Annotated in this window: 16 protein-coding genes and 1 pseudogene; 11 read left to right on the forward strand and 6 right to left on the reverse strand. The window is 74.5% G+C overall.

Going from position 1 to position 20,468, the window contains the following annotated elements; translation table 11 throughout:
- The first annotated feature begins 37 nt into the window (after window positions 1-37).
- Together FGW37_RS17410 and FGW37_RS17415 are read left to right on the forward strand one after the other, a co-directional pair.
- Window positions 38-307: a hypothetical protein gene (locus FGW37_RS17410; RefSeq protein WP_179081890.1), complete on the forward strand. Its 270-nt coding sequence runs from the start codon at window positions 38-40 to the stop codon at window positions 305-307.
- Entirely contained in the window at window positions 304-468 is a 165-nt protein-coding gene (locus FGW37_RS17415; protein WP_179081891.1) for a hypothetical protein, read from the forward strand. Before FGW37_RS17410 ends, FGW37_RS17415 begins: the two co-directional genes overlap by 4 nt.
- A 60-nt stretch (window positions 469-528) precedes the next feature.
- On the opposite strand, the gene FGW37_RS17420 is transcribed toward FGW37_RS17415, so the two are convergent.
- Complete coding sequence (locus FGW37_RS17420) at window positions 529-1,671, reverse strand: uroporphyrinogen-III synthase (protein WP_179081892.1); 1,143 nt, start codon at window positions 1,669-1,671, stop codon at window positions 529-531.
- A 192-nt stretch (window positions 1,672-1,863) separates the two neighbouring features.
- Here FGW37_RS17420 and FGW37_RS17425 point away from each other — a divergent pair, with 192 nt between their 5' ends.
- From FGW37_RS17425 to FGW37_RS17445, 6 genes and pseudogenes are all read left to right on the forward strand, one after another.
- A complete protein-coding gene (locus tag FGW37_RS17425) occupies window positions 1,864-4,008 on the forward strand; it encodes a molybdopterin oxidoreductase family protein (protein WP_179081893.1) in 2,145 nt (714 codons plus the stop codon).
- Window positions 4,005-5,492, forward strand: a complete 1,488-nt coding sequence (locus tag FGW37_RS17430; RefSeq protein WP_246430423.1) for an NAD(P)/FAD-dependent oxidoreductase — start codon at window positions 4,005-4,007, stop codon at window positions 5,490-5,492. The genes FGW37_RS17425 and FGW37_RS17430 overlap by 4 nt, the downstream gene beginning before the upstream one ends.
- The gene (nirB, locus tag FGW37_RS17435) at window positions 5,492-8,128 is read left to right on the forward strand and encodes a nitrite reductase large subunit NirB (protein ID WP_179081894.1); all 2,637 of its coding nucleotides are present in this window, start codon (window positions 5,492-5,494) and stop codon (window positions 8,126-8,128) included. The genes FGW37_RS17430 and nirB overlap by 1 nt, the downstream gene beginning before the upstream one ends.
- Window positions 8,125-8,460 (forward strand): annotated as a pseudogene (nirD, locus tag FGW37_RS33345) (nitrite reductase small subunit NirD); the annotation flags it as partial. The gene nirB and the pseudogene nirD, both read left to right, overlap by 4 nt.
- A gap of 90 nt (window positions 8,461-8,550) precedes the next feature.
- Window positions 8,551-9,957 carry a nitrate/nitrite transporter gene (locus tag FGW37_RS17440; protein WP_425506647.1) on the forward strand — a complete coding sequence of 469 codons (1,407 nt, stop codon included), beginning with the start codon at window positions 8,551-8,553 and terminating at the stop codon, window positions 9,955-9,957.
- A gap of 3 nt (window positions 9,958-9,960) precedes the next feature.
- Window positions 9,961-10,752: a sirohydrochlorin chelatase gene (locus tag FGW37_RS17445; RefSeq protein WP_179081895.1), complete on the forward strand. Its 792-nt coding sequence runs from the start codon at window positions 9,961-9,963 to the stop codon at window positions 10,750-10,752.
- A 633-nt stretch (window positions 10,753-11,385) separates the two neighbouring features.
- On the opposite strand, the gene FGW37_RS17450 is transcribed toward FGW37_RS17445, so the two are convergent.
- Complete coding sequence (locus FGW37_RS17450) at window positions 11,386-11,910, reverse strand: pyridoxamine 5'-phosphate oxidase family protein (protein WP_179081896.1); 525 nt, start codon at window positions 11,908-11,910, stop codon at window positions 11,386-11,388.
- Window positions 11,911-12,203: 293 nt separating this feature from the next.
- Window positions 12,204-13,493, reverse strand: a complete 1,290-nt coding sequence (locus FGW37_RS17455; RefSeq protein ID WP_246430424.1) for a globin domain-containing protein — start codon at window positions 13,491-13,493, stop codon at window positions 12,204-12,206.
- 241 nt (window positions 13,494-13,734) lie between these two features.
- On the opposite strand from FGW37_RS17455, the gene FGW37_RS17460 reads away from it, so the two are divergent.
- Window positions 13,735-14,475, forward strand: a complete 741-nt coding sequence (locus FGW37_RS17460) for a response regulator (RefSeq protein WP_179081897.1) — start codon at window positions 13,735-13,737, stop codon at window positions 14,473-14,475.
- Between the two features lie 92 nt (window positions 14,476-14,567).
- Here FGW37_RS17460 and FGW37_RS17465 read toward each other — a convergent pair whose 3' ends face one another.
- On the reverse strand, window positions 14,568-16,019 hold the full coding sequence (locus FGW37_RS17465; RefSeq protein ID WP_179084752.1) for a sensor histidine kinase: 1,452 nt from the start codon (window positions 16,017-16,019) through the stop codon (window positions 14,568-14,570).
- Window positions 16,020-16,516: 497 nt separating this feature from the next.
- On the opposite strand from FGW37_RS17465, the gene FGW37_RS17470 reads away from it, so the two are divergent.
- Both FGW37_RS17470 and FGW37_RS17475 read left to right on the forward strand, forming a co-directional pair.
- Window positions 16,517-17,692 carry an FAD-dependent monooxygenase gene (locus FGW37_RS17470; protein WP_179081898.1) on the forward strand — a complete coding sequence of 392 codons (1,176 nt, stop codon included), beginning with the start codon at window positions 16,517-16,519 and terminating at the stop codon, window positions 17,690-17,692.
- A 181-nt stretch (window positions 17,693-17,873) separates the two neighbouring features.
- Window positions 17,874-18,458 (forward strand): dihydrofolate reductase family protein, encoded by a 585-nt coding sequence (locus FGW37_RS17475; RefSeq protein WP_179081899.1) that lies wholly within the window; start codon window positions 17,874-17,876, stop codon window positions 18,456-18,458.
- 32 nt (window positions 18,459-18,490) lie between these two features.
- Here the strand turns inward: FGW37_RS17475 and FGW37_RS17480 are convergent, their stop codons facing one another.
- Both FGW37_RS17480 and FGW37_RS17485 read right to left on the reverse strand, forming a co-directional pair.
- Window positions 18,491-19,651 (reverse strand): serine hydrolase domain-containing protein, encoded by a 1,161-nt coding sequence (locus FGW37_RS17480; protein ID WP_246430426.1) that lies wholly within the window; start codon window positions 19,649-19,651, stop codon window positions 18,491-18,493.
- 38 nt (window positions 19,652-19,689) lie between these two features.
- A complete protein-coding gene (locus tag FGW37_RS17485) occupies window positions 19,690-20,358 on the reverse strand; it encodes a DUF4097 family beta strand repeat-containing protein (RefSeq protein WP_179081900.1) in 669 nt (222 codons plus the stop codon).
- Between the last annotated feature and the right edge of the window lie 110 nt (window positions 20,359-20,468).

Here is a 20,468-nt window from a genome sequence, read left to right on the forward strand (position 1 = left end):
CCGACTGTTACCCGGCGACCTGCAGTAAGGGGCTTTCATGCACGACTTGGACCAGTGCCACGCGTCTCTTCGGAAAGGGGCCACGGCGACGCGCGACGGTCATACCGGCGAGATTCGTGTTCCGCTTGCCCTCTTCTTTCTGGACCGACAACAGGGTCCGCTCGAACTCGTGTTGAGTAGCGTCGAAGCGGCGGAATTCCATGTCCTGATCGGAAAACTGCTCGCAGGTGGGACCGCCGCCGACGGGTCTCTCCTGTCAGCACGCGTTGCCGACGCCAATCGCCGTTCCTCAGGCGGTGGGCTGTGACCGCTCAGTCCGAGCAGGCGGGAAGCAAGTCCTCGCAGACATCGTGCTTGAAATGCACGGTGCTGGTGGTCAGGCGTGCCGCGGCGCTGCGGCAGGGGCCGGGCGCGGTCAAGGAGATCGACGCCCGGCAGCGTCAGCACGTCAGTGAGGCGCATCAGTGACCACTTACCGTGCCCACCCGGCGTTCCCCCTCGCACCCGGCCCGCTCACCAACCCGCCCGTCACCCCTCCACCGCCAACCGGTACCCCCTCTTCGGCACCGTCCTGATCAACCCCGCGTGTGACCCCAGTGCGCTGCGCAGGCGGCCCACCGCCGCCTCGACCGCGTGTTCGTCCGTCTGGGCGTCGGCCCAGACGCGGCGCAGGAGTTCACCCCGGCTGAGGACCCAGCCGGGGTGTTCGGCGAGGGTGCGGAGGATCGCGGCGGGGAGCGGGGGGAGCCAGAGGGCTTCGTCGTCGGCTATGAGGGCGTTGCCCTGGAGGACCAGGGGGCGGGGGCCGTTGCGGAGGGTGCGGCGGTCGCGGGTGGGGAGGATCTGGGTGAGGGTGCGGACGAGGGCGCCGAGGCGGCCGCGTTCGGGCTGGACGGTGGGGACGCCGGCGTCTTCCAGGGGGCGGGCGCAGACGGAGCCGACGCACACGGGCAAGACGGGGCCCCGGAGGGCGTCGAGGACCTGCGCAAACAGGCCGGCCTCGCGCGCGCAGGCCAGGAAGAAGTCGATGGCCGGGGCGCTGGTGAAGGTGAGGGCGTGGACTTCGCGGCGTACGGTCTGCTCGACGAGGCGCCGGGCGGCGCCCGGGTCCTCGGGCTGCGTCCAGCGGTAGACCGGCACTTCGATGACCTCGGCCCCGCGCTGGCGCAGGGCGTCCGCGAAGCCCGGCAGGGGCGCACCGTGCTCCTGGACGGCGATGCGGCGGCCGGCGATGTCGCGGGCGAGGAGCCAGGCCAGGAGTTCGTCGCACGCTTCGGAGCCGGGCGAGTACGCCTCGGCCAGGCCGCTGGCGCGTACGGCCCCGGTCGCCTTGGGGCCCCGGCTGAGGACTTCCGCGCCCCGGCAGGCCCCGGCGAGCCCGGCGCCGTGCCCCCAGCCCTCGGCGGCGCTCATCCAGCCGCGCCAGCCGACGCCGGTGGTGGCGACGACGTAGTCGAGGGGGCCGGTGAGGCAGCGTTCGGTGGCGCGGCGCAGGGCCACGTCGTCGTCGAGCGGGACGATCCGCATCGTCGGCGCTTCGACGACGCGGGCGCCCCTGCGCCTGAGCAGGGCCGTGAGTTCGTCGCGCCGCCGGTCGGCGGTGACGCCGACGACGTAGCCGAGGAGCGGGCCGGGGACGGGGGGTGTGCGGGGAGAGGTGCCGGTTCCCATGCTGCGCATGTTCGGTCGGCGGCGTTTCGGGGTCGTTGCGTGCCCGTCACGCAGGGGTAAGGGAAGGCGTCCGGCAGGTTACGGCGCATGTCGTACGCCCGACGCCGCCTGCGCGGCCGTGTGAACAGCATGTACCGCACGGGCAACATCGCCGACGCGGAGGCGTAACGCCGCGGCGTGATTCTCGGTGCCATGACGACGACCGGCACCGCCCCCGCCAGGGCCACCGACAGCCACTGCCCCTACTGCGCCCTGCAGTGCGGCATGCGGCTGCGCCCGCTGCCGGCCGGCGGCCCGGAGCCGGTCGAGGTCCTGGAGCGGCCGGACTTCCCCGTCAACCTCGGCGCCCTGTGCGGCAAGGGCCGTTCCGCCGCGGCCGTGCTGCGCCCCGGTGCCCGGCTGACCGGGCCCCTGGTCCGTGACGCCCGGGGCGGCCCGCTGCGCCCGGCCTCCTGGGACGAGGCCCTCGACCGGGTGGCCGCCGGCCTGACGGCGGCCCGGCGGCAGTACGGGCGGGACGCCGTCGGCGTCTTCGGCGGCGGCGGGCTGACGAACGAGAAGGCGTACCTGCTGGGCAAGTTCGCGCGGGTCGCCCTGCGCACCGCGAACATCGACTACAACGGCCGCTTCTGCATGTCGTCCGCGGCGGCCGCGCACCGGCGGGCGTTCGGCATCGACCGCGGCCTGCCGTTCCCGGTGGCGGACATCGCCCGTACGGACTGCGTGATCCTGGTCGGCGCGAACCCGGCGGAGACGATGCCGCCGGCGCTGCGCTACTTCCGTGAGCTGCGCGAGAACGGCGGCCGGCTGATCGTCGTCGACCCGCGCCGCACGCGCACCGCCGAGCAGGCCGACCTGCACCTGCAGCCGCTCCCCGGAACGGACCTCGCGCTCGCGCTCGGGCTGCTGCACCTGCTGATCGCCGACGGCCACCTGGACGAGGACTTCATCGCGCGCCGCACGACGGGCTTCGCGCAGGCCCGCGCCGCCGCCATGGCGCACTGGCCGGAGCGCGTGGAGCGGCTGACGGGCGTGCCCGTGGCGCAACTGTCCGCGGCGGCGGCGATGTTCGGCGGGGCCGGGCAGGGCATGGTGCTGACCGCGCGCGGCCCCGAGCAGCAGAGCAAGGGCACGGACACGGTCAGCGCCTGGATCAACCTGTGCCTGGCGGCCGGCAAGGCGGGGCGCCCCGGGTCCGGCTACGGCTGCCTCACCGGCCAGGGCAACGGCCAGGGCGGCCGGGAACACGGCCAGAAGGCGGACCAGCTGCCCGGCTACCGCTCGATCACCGACCCCGCGGCCCGCGCCCACGTGGCCGCGGTCTGGGGCGTCGACCCCGCCGCCCTGCCCGGGCCGGGCCGCAGCGCGTACGAGCTCCTCGACGTCCTCGGCCGCGACGGCGGCGTCCGCGCGCTGCTGCTCATGGGCTCGAACCCGGTGGTCTCGGCGCCCCGCGCCGCCCACGTCACCGAACGGATCCGCGCGCTGGACTTCCTCGCCGTGAGCGACGTGGTCCTCTCCGAGACGGCCCGGCTCGCCGACGTGGTCCTGCCCGCCACCCAGTGGGCGGAGGAGACCGGCACGACGACGAACCTGGAGGGGCGGGTGATCCTGCGCCGCAAGGCCGTCGACGCCCCGGAGGGCGTCCGCAGCGACCTCGCCGTCCTGCACGGACTCGCCGCCCGGCTCGGCGTGCCCGAGGGGTTCCCCGAGGACCCCGAGGAGGTCTTCGAGGAGCTGCGGCGCGCCTCGGCGGGCGGGCAGGCGGACTACGCGGGCATCAGCTACGACCGCATCCGCGACGAGGACGGCGTCTTCTGGCCGTGCCCCGGCGAGGACCACCCCGGCACGCCCCGCCTCTTCCTGGACCGCTTCGCCACCCCCGACGGGCGGGCGCGGTTCGCCGCGGTGTCGCACCGGCCCGCCGCGGAGGAGCCGGACGGCGACTACCCGCTGTTCCTGACGACGGGCCGCGTCGTCTCCCAGTACCAGAGCGGAGCCCAGACCCGCCGCGTCGACGAGCTCAACAAGGCCGCGCCGGGCCCCTTCGTAGAGCTCCACCCCGCCCTCGCCCGTCGGCTCGGGGTCGAGGAGGGCGAGCTGCTGGCCGTCAGCAGCAGGCGCGGGCGGGCGGTCGCCCCGGCCCGCGTCACCGACACCGTCCGGCCCGACACCGTCTTCATGCCCTTCCACTGGGGCGGCGCGGGCCGCGCCAACTCGCTGACGAACCCGGCCCTCGACCCCGTCTCGCGCATGCCCGAGTTCAAGGTGTGCGCGGTGCGCGTCGAGCGGGCCTCCTCCGTTTCCGCCTCCGCCGCTACGGAGGCGGAACGGTGACGCGCCGGATCGCCGTCGTGGGCGCGGGCATGGCCGCCGCCCGGTTCGCCGACCGGTTCCAGGCCCTCGGCGGGGACGCGGAAGTGACGCTGTACGGAGCCGAGCCCTGCGCCCCGTACAACCGGGCTCTGCTCGCCGACGCCCTCACGGGGCGCTACGCCGCGGACGACCTCACGCTGCCGTCCGGCGACGCGCGGCTGCGGACGGGCTGCGCGGTGACGGGGCTCGACACCGTCGCGCACACCCTGCAGCTGGAGGACGGCGCGCACGTCCCCTACGACGAGCTCGTGCTCGCCACCGGCGCCGAGCCGGTCCTGCCGCCCGTCGACGGACTGTGCGGCGCCGACGGGCGGCCGCGGCCCGGGGTGCACGTGCTGCGCACCGCCGCCGACTGCCGCGGCCTGACCGGCGCGGCGGCGCACGCCCGCCGCGCGGTGGTGGTCGGCGGCGGGGTGCTCGGGGTGAGCGCGGCCCGCGCCCTGGCGGCGCGGGGCCTGCCGGTGACGCTCGTCCACCGGGCCGGCCACCTCGTCGAACGCGACCTGGACGGCCCGGCGGGCGGCATCCTGCGCCGGGGCCTTATGGAGCTGGGCGTCGAAGTCCTCACGGACAGCGTGGCGGAGGAGGTGCTGGAAGAGGTACTGACGGAGGCCCCGGAGACCGTGGCGCAGCAGCCGGTCCGAGCGGGCGCCGGGGACGGTGCCGGGTGGACGGACGGTGCCGGGTGGACGGACGGCGCCGGGCGTACGGGCGGCGGGCGGCGTACGGGCGGGAGCGGACCGTCCCGTACAGCCCTGACCGCCCGCGCCCGCGCCCGCGCCCCGCGCCGCGTCACCGCCGTCCGCCTCGCCGACGGCTCCGTGCTGGACGCCGGCCTCGTCGTCATCGCCTGCGGCGTCGTGCCCCGCACCGCGCTCGCCCGCGCCGCCGGTCTCCCCGTCCGCACCGGGATCGTCGTCGACGACCGGCTCTCCTGCGCCCCCGACGCGTACGCGATCGGCGACTGCGCCGAGCACCGCGGCACCGCGCACGGCACGGCCGGCACCGCCTGGGACCAGGCCGACGTGCTGGCCGCCCGGCTCTCCGGCGCCGCCCCGGACGCCGTGTACCCGGGCTCGCGCCCGTACACCCGGCTGACGGCCGGGCCCCTGGCGTACGCGGCGTTCGGCGAGAGCGGACCCGAGGCGCCCGGGCCCGAGACCCCCGGGGTCGACGTCCTGCGGCTCGCCGACGCGACCCGCGGCTCGTACAAGAAGCTCCTGCTGCGCGGCGACCGGATCGTCGGCGGGATCCTCCTCGGCGACCCGGCGGCGGCCGCCGCCCTGGTCCGCGCCTACGAGCGCGACGAGCCCGTGCCCGGCGACCCCCTGGACCTGCTCACGGCACCACCACCCCTGGCCCTGCTCACGGCACCCTCACCCCCACCCCTGCACCCGCTCACGGCACCACCCCTGCACCTGCCCACGGCCCGAGGAGCCTCCTGATGACGGTGAAACACCTGGTCCTGATCGGCCACGGCATGGTCGGCCAGCGCTTCCTGGAAGCCCTGACCGAGCGCACCTCGGAGTGGCAGGTGACCGTCCTGGCCGAGGAGCCGCGGCCCGCGTACGACCGCGTCCACCTGACCTCCTGGTTCTCCGGCACCTCCGCCGAGGAGCTCTCCCTGTGCAGCGCGGGGTTCCTGGCGGAGCACGGCATCGACCTGCGGCTCGGCGACCCGGCCACCGCCGTCGACCGGGACGCGCGGACCGTCACCACCGCCTCCGGCCGCACCTTCCCCTACGACGCCCTGGTGCTGGCCACCGGCTCGTACCCCTTCGTGCCGCCCGTCCCCGGGCACGACGCCCCGGGCTGCCACGTCTACCGCACCATCGAGGACCTGGAGGCCATCCGGGAAGGCGCCCGCACGGCCCGGACCGGTGCGGTCATCGGCGGCGGGCTCCTCGGCCTGGAGGCCGCGGGCGCGCTGCAGGCCATGGGGCTGGAGACCCACGTCGTCGAGTTCGCGCCCCGGCTGATGGCGCTCCAGGTCGACGACGGCGGGGGCGCCGTCCTGCGCCGGAAGATCGAGGAGCTCGGCGTCGCCGTGCACACCGGCGCCGGAGCCCAGCAGGTCGACACGGACGACGACGGCCGCACCCGCGGCCTCACCCTCTCCGACGGCACCGCGCTCGCCGCCGACCTGGTGATCTTCTCCGCCGGGGTGCGCCCGCGCGACCAGCTGGCCCGCGACTGCGGCCTGCCCGTCGGCGAGCGCGGCGGCATCGTCGTCGACGACCGCTGCCGCACGGCCGACCCCGCCGTCCTCGCCATCGGCGAGTGCGCGCTCGCCTCCGACGGCCGCGTGTACGGGCTCGTCGCGCCCGGCTACGCCATGGCGGAGACCGCCGCGCGCCACCTCTCCGGCGGCGAGGGCACCTTCACCGGCGCCGACACCTCCACCAAACTCAAGCTCCTCGGCGTGGAGGTCGCGAGCTTCGGCGACGCGCACGGCACCACCCCGGGCGCCCTCGACGTGCTGTACTCCAGCAGCCGCGACGGCGTGTACAAGAAGCTGGTCATCGGCGCCGACGGCGCGCTGCTGGGCGGCGTCCTGGTCGGCGACGCGGAGGCGTACGGCCTGCTGCGCCCCCTCGCCGCGAGCGGCACGCCGCTGCCCGCCCCGCCCGAGCAGCTCGTGCTGCCCACCTCCGCCGGGGCGCCCGCCGGGCCGGTCGCCCTGCCCGACGAGGCGGTCGTGTGCTCCTGCCACCACGTCACCAAAGGCGCGGTCAGGGAGGCGGTACGGGACACGGGCTGCACGAGCGTGCCCGACGTCAAGAAGTGCACCAGGGCCGGTACGGGCTGCGGCAGTTGCGTCAAGATGCTCGGCACCATCGTCAACGACGAGCTCGCCGCGACCGGCGCCGAGGTCGCCCGCGGCCTGTGCGAGCACTTCGACCGCACCCGCGCCGAGCTCTACGAGATCATCCGCGTCAAGGGCATCGACAGCTTCTCGCGGCTCGTCGACGAACACGGCACCGACCCGCGGCGGTCCGGCGAGGGCTGCGACGTCTGCAAGCCCGTCGTCGCCTCGATCCTCGCCAGCCTCGGCAACGGGCACATCCTCGACGGCGAACAGGCCGCCCTCCAGGACACCAACGACCACTTCCTGGCCAACCTGCAGCGCAACGGCTCCTACTCCGTCGTCCCGCGCGTCCCCGGCGGGGAGATCACCCCCGAGGGCCTCATCGTCATCGGCGAGATCGCCCGCGACTTCGGGCTCTACACGAAGATCACCGGAGGGCAGCGGATCGACCTCTTCGGCGCCGGTGTCGACCAGCTCCCGGAGATCTGGCGGCGGCTCGTCGACGCGGGCTTCGAATCCGGGCACGCCTACGGCAAGGCCCTGCGCACCGTGAAGTCCTGTGTGGGGGAGACCTGGTGCCGCTACGGCGTGCAGGACTCCGTAGGCCTCGCCATCGAACTGGAGCTGCGCTACCGCGGGCTGCGCGCCCCGCACAAGCTGAAGGCCGCGGTGTCCGGCTGCGCCCGCGAGTGCGCCGAGGCGCAGAGCAAGGACTTCGGCGTCATCGCCACCTCCGACGGCTGGAACCTCTACGTCGGCGGCAACGGCGGCGCGACCCCGCGCCACGCCGACCTGCTCGCCTCCGGCCTCGACCGCCCCACCCTGATCCGGACGATCGACCGCTTCCTGATGTTCTACATCCGCACCGCCGACCGGCTGGAGCGCACCGCCCCCTGGCTCGAACGCCTCGAAGGCGGCCTCGACCACCTGCGCGCCGTCGTCATGGACGACGCCCTCGGCATCTGCGCCGACCTGGACGAGCTGATGGGCCGCCACATCGAGACCTACGAGGACGAGTGGGCCGCCACCCTCGCCGACCCCGAACGGCTGCGCCGCTTCGCCTCCTTCGCCAACGCCCCCGGCACCCCCGACCCGACCATCCGCTTCGTCCCCGAACGGGGCCAGTTCCGACCCGCCCTGCCGCACGAGCACGAGCACGAGCGTGAACGTGAACGTGAACGTGAGCACGAGCACGAGCGTGCGAGTGAGCGCGAGCAGGCCCGTACGACGCCGGTGATCGCCGGTGCCCGGCTGGAGGTGCGTGCACGATGACGACGACCGTGGAGATCCACGACGGAACGGGCTGGCAGCCCGTGTGCGACTGGGAGGCGCTCGTTCCCGGGCGCGGCGTCGCCGTCCTGCTCGGCGACCAGCAGGTGGCGGTCTTCCGCGACCGGGCCGGGGAGGTGTACGCCGTCGGCAACCGCGACCCGTTCAGCGGCGCGTACGTCCTCTCGCGCGGCATCCTCGGCAGCCGGGACGGCGTGCCGGTGGTGGCCTCGCCCATGTACAAGCAGGCCTTCGACCTGCGGACGGGCACCTGCCTGGACGAGCCGGTCGCGCCGGACGGCAGCGAGGCGACGGTACGGGTGTGGCCGGTGCGGCGGGGGAACGGCCTGCCGGGGGCAGGCGCCGCGTCAGCTGCTGCGGCCTCCGCGGCCCCCGCGGCCCTCGTGTCGGCCCCCGTGGCACCCGTGGCACCCGCGTCAGCCCCCGTGGCACCCGCGTCAGCCCCCGCGGCACCGGCCGACGCGCAGCCACCCCCTCCACCACGCCGCCCCCACGACATCGCCGACTGGCGCCCCGAGGACCCCGTCTTCTGGAAGGAGACGGGCGCCCGCGTCGCCCGCCGCAACCTGGTCTTCTCCGTGCTCTCCGAGCACATCGGCTTCTCCGTGTGGAGCCTGTGGTCCGTCCTGGTCCTCTTCCTCGGGCCCGAGTACGGCATCGACCCCGCCGGGAAGTTCCTGCTCACCGCCCTGCCGACGGCGCTCGGCGCCGTGCTGCGGCTCCCGTACACCGTCGCCGTGGCCCGCTTCGGCGGCCGCAACTGGACGGTGTTCAGCGCCCTCCTGCTGCTCGTCCCGACCGTGCTGGCGGGCATCGTCCTCGAACCCGGCGTCTCCTACGGGACCCTGCTCGCCGTCGCCTGCGTCGCCGGGGTCGGCGGCGGCAACTTCGCCTCCTCCATGGCCAACATCAACGCCTTCTACCCGCAGCACCTCAAGGGCCGGGCCCTCGGGGTCAACGCCGGCGGCGGCAACCTCGGCGTGCCCGCCGTCCAGCTCCTCGGCCTGCTGGTCCTCGCCACCGCGGGCAGCGGCCACCCGCGCCTGCTGCCGCTGATCTACATCCCGCTGATCGCCCTCGCGGCCCTCGGCTCCGCGCTGCGCATGGACAACCTCACCGCCCTGCGCAACGACAGGCGCGCCCTGCGCGAGATCTGCCGGGAGCCGCACACCTGGGTCATGTCCGTGCTCTACGTCGGCACGTTCGGCTCCTTCATCGGCTTCGGCTTCGCCTTCGGACAGGTGCTGCAGGTGCAGTTCCAGGAGGACTTCGGGACGCCGGTCGCGGCCGCGGGCCTGACGTTCCTCGGCCCGCTGCTCGGCTCGCTGGTACGCCCGTACGGCGGGCTGCTCGCAGACCGCTGGGGCGGGGCGCGGGTGACGCTGTGGAACTACGGGGCGATGGCCGCGGGCGCGGTGACCGTCCTGGCGGCGTCGCGGCAGGGCTCCCTGCCGCTGTTCGTCACCGGGTTCGTGGCGCTGTTCGTCTTCAGCGGCATCGGCAACGGCTCGACGTACAAGATGATCCCGGCGATCTTCCGCGCGCAGGCGCGGGCCGCGGTGGCGGTCGGCGCGGACCCGGACGATGCCGAACGGGCCTCCCGCCGCCGCGCCTCGGCGCTGATCGGGGTCGCCGGCGCGGTGGGCGCCTTCGGCGGCGTCCTGGTCAACCTCGCCTTCCGCCAGTCCTTCCTGGGCACGCACAACGGCGACGCGGCGTACCTGGCCTTCCTGGCCACGTACGCCCTGTGTGCGGCGCTCACGTGGGCGGTCTACCTCCGGCCGGGCCGGAACCGGCTGGAAGGGGTGTGAGGGATGGTCTCGTTCCGGTCGGCTACGCCAGTCCCCGCCCCCGCCCCCGCCCTCGTCGCCGTCGCCCACGGCACCCGCAGCCCGGCCGGGGTCGCGGTGACCGAGGCGCTGGTGCGGCGCGTGCGCGCGCTGCGGCCCGGGCTGGACGTGCGGGTCGGCTACCTCGGCCTCGCGTCGCCGTCGCTGGAGTCGGTCCTGGCCGGGCTCGACGGCGCGGCCGTGCTCGTACCGCTGCTCCTCGGCACCGGCCACCACCTGCGCTCCGACGTGCCCGCCGCCGTGGCGGCCGCGCCGTGGCTGCACTGCCGCACCGCCCCCGCGCTCGGCCCGCACCCGCTGCTCGCCGAGGCGCTCGCCGGGCGACTGGCCGAGGCGGGCCGGCCGGAGCGGTCCCCGGCGCCGGTCGTACTCGCCGCCGCGGGCTCCTCCGACCCCGCGGCGGGGGCGGACACCGCCCGCATGGCGCGGCTGCTCGCCCTGAGGCTGGGAACGCGCGTGGTGCCCGCGCACGCGGCCGGGTACGGCACGAGACCTGCGGACGCCGTGGCGGCCCTACGGGCGGAGGGGCACGAGGACGTGTCCGTCGCCACCTACCTGACGGCGCCCGGCCACTTCAGCGAGGCGGTACGCAGGGAGGCCGGTCCCCGACTCGTCTCGGCCCCCCTCGGCCCGCACGAGGCCGTAGCACGGCTCGTCGTACGCCGGTACGAGGAGGCGGTGCGCCGGGAATCCGTACGGTGGGAATCCGTACGGCGGGAGGCCGCGCAGCAGGGGGCCGTACGCGAGGCGTCGTAGTGGGGCCGCCTGACGGGAAACCGGTCGTCAGGCGGCCGTGTGTCCGGGGGCCTTGTGCCAGAGGTGGCCGTGGGTCTGGGAGTCGTGTGCTGGGGGACGGCTGTGTGTCCGGGGGCCGTGTGCTGGGAGGTGGCGGTGCGTCCGGGTGCCGTGCGCCAGGAGGTGGCCGTGCGCCTGGGAGTCGTGCGCTAGGGGGCGGCTGTGTGTCCGGGGGCCGTGTGCTGGGAGGCGGCTGTGTGTCCGGGAGCCGTGCGCTAGGGGACGGTCGTGCGTCTGGGAGTCGTGCGCTAGGCGACGGCCGTGTCCGGGGGCCGTGTGCTGGAGGTAGCTGTGGATCCGGGGGCTGTGTGCCAGGAGCCCGGCCGCCTGCCGGGAGCCCGCCCGGAGCCCGCTCGCTGGGAGGCGGCCGTGTGTCCGGGAGCCGTGCGCTAGGGGACGGCCGTGCGTCTGGGAGTCGTGCTCTAGGGGACGGCCGTGTATCCGGGGGCCGTGCGCCAGGAGTCGGCCACCCGCCGGGAGCCCTCCCGCCGGGAGGCTGTCCGCCTGGAGGCCGTTCGTCAGGGGGACGGCCGTCACGGTGACGGCCGTCAGGGGGTCGGCCGTCACCGGGGCACGGCCGTCAGGGAACGGCCGTCAGGTGGCTGCCGTCGGCGCCGCGCCGCGTCCGTTCGTCAGCCGGACACCCGTGACGAGCGACGGACGAATCCGCACCGCGCAGTCCATCCGCTCGTCCCACCACGGCTCCAGCAGGGCCTCGTAGCGGGCGAGCTCGTCCGGGTCGGTGACGAGCGTGCAGTAGCCGGTGACCACGACGCTCCAGCCGAGGTGGGTTTCGGGGTCGATGGCGTCGGCCTCGTAGGCGACCACCACGCCCTGGCCCGCATCGCCACCCTCACCCCGGCCGGGCCGCCCGGCCGCCCGGCCGCGGCTGCCGATGCCCGTCTGCTCCGGAGGCGCCGCGAGCCCGGCGAGGGCGGCGCCCTCGTGGGTGCGGATGACGACGTTTCCGCCGTCCACGACGTGGTTGACCGGCCGGATGGCGGGCAGGGCGCGGCGGGTGAAGACGACCCGGCCCAGGGAGACGCTGCCCAGGAGCCGGAGAGACTCGGCGCGGCTGAGTTCGACCCGGTGACGGGGAGGTGCGGTGGCGTCGCTCACCCCACCAGTACAGGCGAGCAGATCACCGCGTACCAGGGGCCGTTCGGCCCTGGGCGAGGGCGGGCCAGGACGGGTCAGGGCCGGCCTCCGGCCCCCGGGTGCCCCTAGGGGGTGTCCGGCGGATCACGGGCGCGCACCACCGCTGTGCGGCGATGTCTTCAAGCACCGGACGGGCTGGTTGGCTGGAGCTCAGCCGATATCAGCCCGTCCGGCGCTTGAGGACGCCCCCGCAGGGCGCTCGCCGCCGCAGGCGGCAACGACGGAACCAGAGCCGAAGTCCCGTCGGACAGGCCTTAGGCCCGGTCCGGCAGCGGATCGTGCCGGATGCGGGCGGCCGGGAGCGCCGGCGACGGGCCCGCCGTGAGCCGGGCCACGAGCGTGCCGACCATGGACGGCGGCCCGCTGACGTAGGCGAGGTGCCGGGCCCAGCCCCCGTGCCCCGCGACGACCTCCGCCAGCGCGTGGTGCTCACCGGGCCCCGGCCCCTCCCCGACCACCTGGGTGACCTGCAGCCACGGGTAGCGGCGCCGCAGTTCGTCCGGCGCCTCGGTGTCGTAGAGCGCGGACGGGTGCCGGACCCCGAGGAAGAGGTGCGCGGCGCGGTGCGCGCCCCGGCGGGCGGCGCGGCGGGCGGCCAGCTCCTGCAGCAGCGCCTTCGCCGCCGCCCACCCCGTGCCGCTCGCGACGAGCAGCAGGTCGTGCGCGAGGTCGTCGTCGAGCGTCATCGTCCCGCTCGCCGGGCCGAGCCGCAGCGTGTCGCCGGGGCGGGTGCGGGCCACGAGGGCCTCGCTGACCCCGCCGCGGCCGGTCAGCCGCACGTGGAACTCCAGCTCGCCGTCCGGCCGCGGCGCGCAGGCCAGCGAGTACTGCCGCCACGCCTGCGGCAGCAGCGGCGAGGCCACCGCCGCGTGCTGCCCGGCCCGGTACGGGTACGGCTCGTGCGTCCGCACGCGCAGGACGGCCAGGTCCGGGCGGCGCAGCTCGTGCCCGGTGACCGTGGCCTGCCAGGCGGGCGGCTCGCCGAGTGCGGCCTCCGCGCCCCGGACCATGGCCGCCACCGCGAACCGCAGCATCCGCACCCACGCCTGCTCCATGGCCTCGTTCCACCGCGGGCCCGCCGTCCGGCGCAGCGCCTCGCACAGCGCGGCCTCGAACGCCCGGTAGTGCGCGGGCCGTACGCCCAGCTTGCGGTGGTCGCGGCCGAGCCGGGTGAAGACGGACGCCACCTCGTCCGGGTCGTGCAGGTTCTCGATCAGGTACCAGAAGATCCCTTCGAGGTGCCTGCGCTGGAACTCCATCGAGTCCGGGAAGAGGCGCCGCAGATAGGGCCAGTGCGCGAACATCGCGTCATAGAGGTGCGTGATCAAGTCGCTGAAGGGCGTGACGAGTTCGAGGTGGTCGGTGATCACGCGCTGGTCGGCGGCGCCGGCGGCCTCGTCGTAGGGCCGCTGCGGCGGCGCCCCGGCCCGCGCGCCGGACCCTTCCGCCGCCTGCCGCGCACCCGGGGACAGCAACTGCCGGCGCAGCCGCATCGCGTCGTGCCGGGCGAGCAGGGAGTGGTAGGAGTCGTTGACGGTGTTCACGGGTCGGCAGCTCCTTGAGCTCCTCACGCGGGCTGGGACGCGCCAGTATGGCAACGGGCCGGCGGGACCGCCCGGCCCCGGTCCGCAGGGCCGTTCGGCCCTATCCGGGCGGTGGCGGCGCGGTGTGAGCTGGTTGCGGGGTCTGTGCGAACGGGCCCCGGCGGGGGCGCCCGCACCGTGCGTTGCGCCCCCGCCGGGCCCGGACGTGGCGCCTCCGCCCGGCCCGGACATACTGCCTCGTATGGAACGGACCGATACGGACACCGATACGGACACTGAGACGGACACCGCCCCGCAAGTCACCTCGGAAACAGACCCCTTGAGGGTCTTCATCCTCGACGACCACGAGGTGGTCCGCCGCGGCGTCCGCGACCTCCTCGAAGCGGAGCCGGACATCGAGGTCGTGGGGGAGGCGGCCACGGGCCGCGAGGCCCTCTCGCGGGTGCCCGCGTCCCGCCCGCACGTCGCCGTCCTCGACGTACGCCTCGGCGAGCGGGGCGAGGAGGGCGGAGACCACGGCGGCATCGAGGTGTGCCGCGAACTGCGCGCCCGGATGCCGGGGCTGGCCTGCCTGATGCTCACGTCCTTCGACGACGACGAGGCCCTCTTCGACGCCATCATGGCGGGCGCCGCGGGCTACGTCCTCAAGCAGATCAACGGCTCGGAGCTGGTGTCCGCGGTGCGGACGGTGGCCACGGGGAAGTCGACGCTCGACCCGCGCACGGCGTCCCGGGTGATGGCCCGCCTGCGCGAGCCGAGCGAGCCGGAGGTGCCGGAGGCATCGGAACTCGACCGCCTCTCGCCGCGCGAGCGGGAGATCCTCGATCTCATCGGCGAGGGCCTGACGAACCGGCAGATCGCGGACCGGCTGTTCCTCGCCGAGAAGACGGTCAAGAACCGGATCTCGTCGATCCTGGCGAAGCTGGGGGTGGGGAGGAGGGTGCAGGCGGCGGTGATCGCGGGGAAGGCGCGGAACGGCTGAGGGGACGGACGGCGTCGGCGAGGCCCCGCCCCAGGCCCGGTCCCGCCCCGGTCCCGCCCCGGCCCCGGCCCCGCCCCGGCCCGGCCCCGCCCTCACTCCGGCAGCGGCACGCCCCACACGATCTGCGTCCCCCCGCCCTCGGGCGACTCCACGGACAGGTGCCCGCCGTGCAGTTCGGCCCGGGACCTCATGTTGGCCAGCCCGCCGCGCCGGGGTGCGGAGCCGACGCCGACGCCGTCGTCCGTGACGGTCAGCGTGGCCGACGAGGCGTCCACGGCCAGGGCGACGTCCACGCGGCGGGCGCGGGCGTGGCGGGCCGCGTTGCTCAGCGCTTCCACGGCCACCGCGAGGATGTGCTCGGCGAGTTCGCCGGGGACGTCGGTGTCGGCGGGGCCCTCGATGCGCAGGGCGGGTGCGAAGCCCAGTGTCCGCGTGGCGGCCTGCACGGCCTCGGCCATGCCGCGCCGCAGGCTGGGCCCGCCGCCGCGGCCGTCGCCGGCCGTCCGCAGGCCGAAGATGGTCGACCGGATGATCTGGATCGTGGTGTCGAGGTCGTCGACGGCCCGGCCGACGCGCTCGGCGGCTTCGGGCCGGTCGATCAGCCGGGTGGCGCTCTGCAGGGTCATGCCGGTCGCGAAGAGCCGCTGGATGGCCAGGTCGTGCAGGTCGCGGGCGATCCGGTCGCGGTCGTGGAGGACGGCCAGCTCCTCGGACTCGGCGCGCCGCTGGGCGAGTTCGAGGGCGATCGCGGCCTGGTCGGCGAAGCCGGAGATCAGCTTCACCTCGGTGTCGTCGAACGGGGGCCGCCCGGGCCGCCGGTGCAGCCGCAGCGCGCCGCACGCGCCGGGGCCGGACGGCAGGGGGACGACGACGGTCGGCCCGTCGCCGGGCGCGGAGTCGACGGCGTCCTGGCCGTCGTGCACGACGGCGGCGCCGTCCGCGTCCGCGACCTCCCGCGCCCGCTCGGCGATCAGCTTGAGCGCCTCGTCCGCGTCCGTGCCGGACAGCAGGCTGCGGGTGATCTCGCCGAGCGCCTGCAGCCAGCGCTCGCGGCGACGGCTCTCGTGGTACATGCGGGCGTTGTCGATGGCCACGCCCGCGGCGATGGAGAGCGTGGTGAGGACGGCCTCGTCGTCGGCGTCGAAGGCGGCGCCGCCCCGCTTCTCGGTGAGGTAGAGGTTGCCGAAGACCTCGTCGCGGACGCGCACCGGCACGCCCAGGAAGGTGCGCATGGGCGGATGGTGCTCGGGGAAGCCGTAGCTGCGCGGGTGCCGGTTGAGGTCGGTGAGCCGGAGCGGGGCGGGGTTGTGGATGAGCTCCCCGAGGATGCCGCGGCCGCAGGGGGTGCGGCCGATGCGCGCGGTGAGCTCCTCGGACATGCCGACGGGCAGGAACTCCGACAGCGTCCCCCCGTCACCGACGATCCCGAGGGCACCGTACTCGGCATCGGTGAGCGTGACCGCGGCCTCGACGATCCCGTGCAGGACCTGGGGGAGCTCCAGCCCGTGTCCGAGGCTCATCACGGCGTCGAGGAGTCCGCGCATCCGATTGGCCGACGGTAACCCGCCGGCCATGTGATCACCGGTCTGATCTGCGGTTTCGGTCATGACTGCTCCCCGGGCCAGGTACCTGTCCAGCAGCGTACGACAGGGCCGCCCGGCCCTGGGAAAGGGGCCCGCACGGCCCTGCCGCCACGCCACGTCACCGGCGAAACTGGCCGAGGCCGGGAGGAGCCGCGTCCCCCTCCCCCGTTACCCGGAACTCCTCCCGGCCCCGTGCTGCTCAGCACGCCTCCCGCCCCCGGCGACCTGCCGTTCATCCGTTCATCCGTTCATCGCGTCGCGGTCGGCCTGCGAGCCCTGCGCCATGACGGGATACCCCATGACGTCACTGCCGGGGACAACCGGGCGGTACGCCCGGCCGGGTGAGCCGGGCGGGGGACGGGGGTGGGAGGACGCTCGGCGGACGTGTGGCGGCGGTCGGCGCGGGCACATGTCGGGTTCCGGGGGCGGCGGACGACGCGAGTGGGAGGCTGCACGCGATGAAGGCCTTGATCTGCGGCGGTGGGATCGCGGGGCTCGCCCTCGCGCGGTGCCTCGGCGACCACGGCTGGGAGGTGGTCGTCCTGGAGAAGGCCGACGGCCTCCGCACCCAGGGCTACATGATCGACTTCTTCGGCCCCGGCTACACGGCCGCCCGCGAGATGGGCCTGCTGCCCCGGCTGCAGGAGCTCGGCTACGCGGTGGACGCCCTCCGCTACGTGGACGGCGAGGGGCGCACGCGGGCCGGTCTGAGCTACGAGCGCTTCGGCCGGGCCGCCGGCGGACGCCTGATCAGCATCATGCGGCCGGACCTCGAACGGGCGCTGTACGAGAGCCTGCCCGGCAAGGTCGACGTGCGGTTCGGGACGGGGCTCACCGCGGTCACCCACCACCCGGACGGCGCGGCCGCGACGCTGACCGACGGCACGGAGGTCGCGGCGGACGTCGTCGTCGGCGCGGACGGCGTGCACTCGGCCGTCCGCGGGCTCGCCTTCGGCGACGACGAGCGCTACGTGCGCCGCCTCGGCTTCCACACCGCGGCGTTCGTCTTCGAGGACCCGGAGATCCACGCCATCGGCCGGAGGAACTTCGTCCTCACCGACACGACCGACCGCCAGATGGGCTTCTACAGCCTGCGCGACGGCCGCGTGGCGGCGTTCGCCGTCCACCGCTCCGCCGACCCCGCGCTGCCGGACGACCCGCGGGAGACGCTGCGCCGCGAATACGCCGGCCTCGGCTGGGTCGTCCCGCGGGCGCTGCGCGCCTGCCCGCCCGGCGACGAGGTGTACTACGACCTGGTCGCCCAGGTCGAGGTGCCGTGCTGGAGCCAGGGGCGGGTGACCCTCGTCGGCGACGCCTGCTACGCGGTGTCCCTGCTCGCCGGTCAGGGCGCCTCGCTCGGCATGGCCGGCGCCTACCTGCTCGCCGAGCAGCTGGCCGGGGCGCCGTCGGTCGGGACGGCGCTGCGGCGGTACGAGGAGAGGTGGCGGCCGGTGGTCGAGGAGAAGCAGCGGGCGGCCCGGCGGGGCGTGCGCTGGTTCCTCCCCGGCTCAGAGACGGAACTACGGGCGCGCCGCTTGGCCCTACGCGCCGCCCGCCTGCCGGGCGTGGACCGCTACGTGGCGACAGCGCTGGCGGGGAGGACGAGGGGGGTACTCAGACGGGCGCTGAGGTAGGGCGCCGGCCGAGGACGGGCGCCATCCGGTCCCGGCCGCGGCGTCCTCTTCTGTGGCGTCCCCTTCCGCTGCGTCCGCGGAGAAAAAACTTCCCCTGCGGCAAAATTGCTCTTGATCATCTAAGTCGCCTGTGCGTAAAGTTACGTCTGTCATAAAATTCGTCTGAACTGAGGGACTGGCATTGCGCAAGCTCACCTACTTCGTCGGCGCCTCCATCGACGGCTTCATCGCCGACCCTGACGGTGGCTTCGACTTCCTCATGGCGCACGTCACCGAGGACTTCGTGCCGCACCTGGCCGCCGAGTACGCGGACGCGCTCCCGACCCCGGCCCGTGCCGCTTTCGGAGTCGCGGACGCCCCCAACACTCGCTTCGACACCGTGCTCATGGGCCGTGGCACGTACGCCCCGGGGCAGGCTGAAGGCCTCACCAGCCCGTACGCCCACCTGCGGCAGATCGTCTTCTCCAGCTCGCTCACCACCAGCCCGGACCCGGCCGTCGAGGTCACCACGGAGGATCCGGTGGAGCTGGTCCGCCGGCTCAAGCAGGAGGACGGGCTCGGCATCTGGCTCTGCGGCGGCGGCGACCTGGCCGGCCGGCTCCTGCCCGAGATCGACGAACTGATCGTCAAGCAGTGCCCGGTCGTGGCCGGTTCCGGCGTCCCGCTCTTCCGCGCCGGCTTCTCGCCGTGCACCTTCAGGCTCACCGACAGCCGCGTCTTCGAGCGCGGGAACGTCGTCCTCACCTACGCCAGGACGTCCGCCTAGAGCCGCACCCGCCCACCCGGGCCCTGCACGCTTCACCGCCCGAGCCCGCCAGCCGCCTCGGCAGCGGCTTTGTCGGCCGGCTCGTCAGCCGCCTCACCCCGCCCGCCGCAGAACACCTCCATGACGAGCCTCTGCGTCGCCTTCTGGAACGCCTCGGCCAGGGACATCGCCGCGTCGTCCACATAGTTCAGCGAGGCGGTCAGGGTCCTGCTGCCGTCGGGCGTGCTGTACATCAGCGCCGCATGGCCCGCGATGCCGCCGTTGTGGGTGATGACGGTGCCGCCGCAGTCCGTCTCCTGCACGAACACCCCCAGGCCGTAGCCGGCCTTGGGATGCGGCTTGCACATCTCGGCCAGCAGTGCGGCCGGCAGGAGCTTGCCGCCCACGAGCGCGGAGATGAACGTGTGGAGGTCCTGGGTGGTCGAGATCATGTCCCCGCCGCTGGAGATCCAGGAGGGGTTCTGGCGGGTGACGTCGACCGTCTTCTGCCGCCCGGCGTCCTCGTACCGGTAGTAGGCGTGGGCGTGCGGCTCGGGGATCTCCTGCCGGGTATCCGGCACCACGGTGCCCGAGAGCCCGAGCGGCCCCAGGATCAGCCGCTGCATCTCCTCGGCGAGCGCGCGGCCGGTGACCTTCTCGATCAGCAGTCCGGCCAGCACGTAGTTGGTGTTGGAGTAGCTCCAGTCCGTCCCCGGCTCGAACCGCGCCGGCTTGGACAACGCCAGCCGTACCAGCTCCTCCGGCCGGTAGTTCTTGAACCGGTTGTCCACCCACTCCCGGCCCTGCCAGGGGATCCCGGGCGCGACCGTCCCGTCCTCGTAGTACTCGCCGGTGAAGTTGAACACCCCGCTGGTGTGCTGCAGCAGCATCCGTACCGTGATCCGCCGGTCCAGCCCGAACTCGGGCAGGTAGCCGGCCACCGGGTCGTCCAGCCCGATCTTTCCCTCGGCCACCAGCTGCAGCATCAGGGTCGCGATGAAGGTCTTGGTGTTGCTGCCGATCCGGACCCGCCCGTCGGCCGGTGGCGCGGCGCTCTCGCCCAGCTCGCGCACCCCGGCGCTGCCGACCCACTCACCCCGCTCATCGTGCACGCGCAGCTGCATCCCGGCGAAACCGGAATCGACGACCTCCTGGATGGCCTTCTGCAGCTCCGGGCGATCCTGCCCGGTGATCTCGGGGGTCATGTTCGTCATGATGCTGCTCCTCAGAGGTTGCGGGGCAAAGGCTGTGGTCAGAGGCTGCGGGCGGTGATGTCGCCGTAGGCGGTGGTGGCGTGGATGTTCAGGGCGGCGGTGGCGCCTTCGGTGTTCTGGAGGGCGTTGTGGATCCGGCCGTAGGAGGTGCCGGCGTCGAGGGAGGCGGAGACTCCGCGGGCGGCGCCGACCGAGATGTCGCCGGCCTCGGTGCGCAGGGTGACGGTCCCGCGCATGGCCTCGGTGATGTCGAGGTCGCCCTTTTGGGTGCTGATCTCCGCGGGGCCGCCGAGGCGGCCGACGGTGATGTCGCCGGCGGCGAGGGTGAGGTGGGCGTTTGCGGTCTCGTCGAGCTTGACCGTGCCGTGGGCGCTGTCGAGGGTGACGTCGCCGAGGCGTCCGACGCCGCGGAACTCGGCGCTGGCCGTCTTCGCCTCGATGCGGGAGCCGGCGGGCAGCTGGATGGTCACCTCGACGGATCCGGGGTTGCCGAGGGTCCGCTTGGCCGCCGGGGCTTCGACCCGCAGGACGCCGTCGTCGTACGTGACGGTGGTCTGCTCGGCCGCCTTCACGTCGCGGCTCTTTGCGGTGTTCGCGGGGAGGATCTCGACGGTGGTGTCGGTGCGGTCGGCGGCGATGAGCCGGATGCGTCCGGCGGGGATGTCGAGGACGGCGGCGACGGGGGCGGGGGTGGCGAACTTCTGCATGATGATCTCCTGCGACTCATTGTTTCGAACAATGGAAACGCTACGTTGCTTTCCAAGGCGCCGCAACAAGTCCGTTGCGCAAAAACGCCATAAATGCAGGTCGAAGCAAG

This window comes from Streptomyces rectiverticillatus, from assembly GCF_013394065.1.
Lineage (GTDB): Bacteria > Actinomycetota > Actinomycetes > Streptomycetales > Streptomycetaceae > Streptomyces > Streptomyces rectiverticillatus.

Excerpts from the sequence above, each read along its gene's own strand:
- FGW37_RS17410 (WP_179081890.1), top strand. The coding sequence starts at position 38 with ATGCACGACTTGGACCAGTGCCACGCGTCTCTTCGGAAAGGGGCCACG.
- FGW37_RS17420 (WP_179081892.1), bottom strand. The coding sequence starts at position 1,671 with ATGGGAACCGGCACCTCTCCCCGCACACCCCCCGTCCCCGGCCCGCTC.
- FGW37_RS17425 (WP_179081893.1), top strand. The coding sequence starts at position 1,864 with ATGACGACGACCGGCACCGCCCCCGCCAGGGCCACCGACAGCCACTGC.
- nirB (WP_179081894.1), top strand. The coding sequence starts at position 5,492 with ATGACGGTGAAACACCTGGTCCTGATCGGCCACGGCATGGTCGGCCAG.
- FGW37_RS17445 (WP_179081895.1), top strand. The coding sequence starts at position 9,961 with ATGGTCTCGTTCCGGTCGGCTACGCCAGTCCCCGCCCCCGCCCCCGCC.
- FGW37_RS17460 (WP_179081897.1), top strand. The coding sequence starts at position 13,735 with ATGGAACGGACCGATACGGACACCGATACGGACACTGAGACGGACACC.
- FGW37_RS17465 (WP_179084752.1), bottom strand. The coding sequence starts at position 16,019 with ATGCGCGGACTCCTCGACGCCGTGATGAGCCTCGGACACGGGCTGGAG.
- FGW37_RS17470 (WP_179081898.1), top strand. The coding sequence starts at position 16,517 with ATGAAGGCCTTGATCTGCGGCGGTGGGATCGCGGGGCTCGCCCTCGCG.
- FGW37_RS17480 (WP_246430426.1), bottom strand. The coding sequence starts at position 19,651 with ATGACGAACATGACCCCCGAGATCACCGGGCAGGATCGCCCGGAGCTG.
- FGW37_RS17485 (WP_179081900.1), bottom strand. The coding sequence starts at position 20,358 with ATGCAGAAGTTCGCCACCCCCGCCCCCGTCGCCGCCGTCCTCGACATC.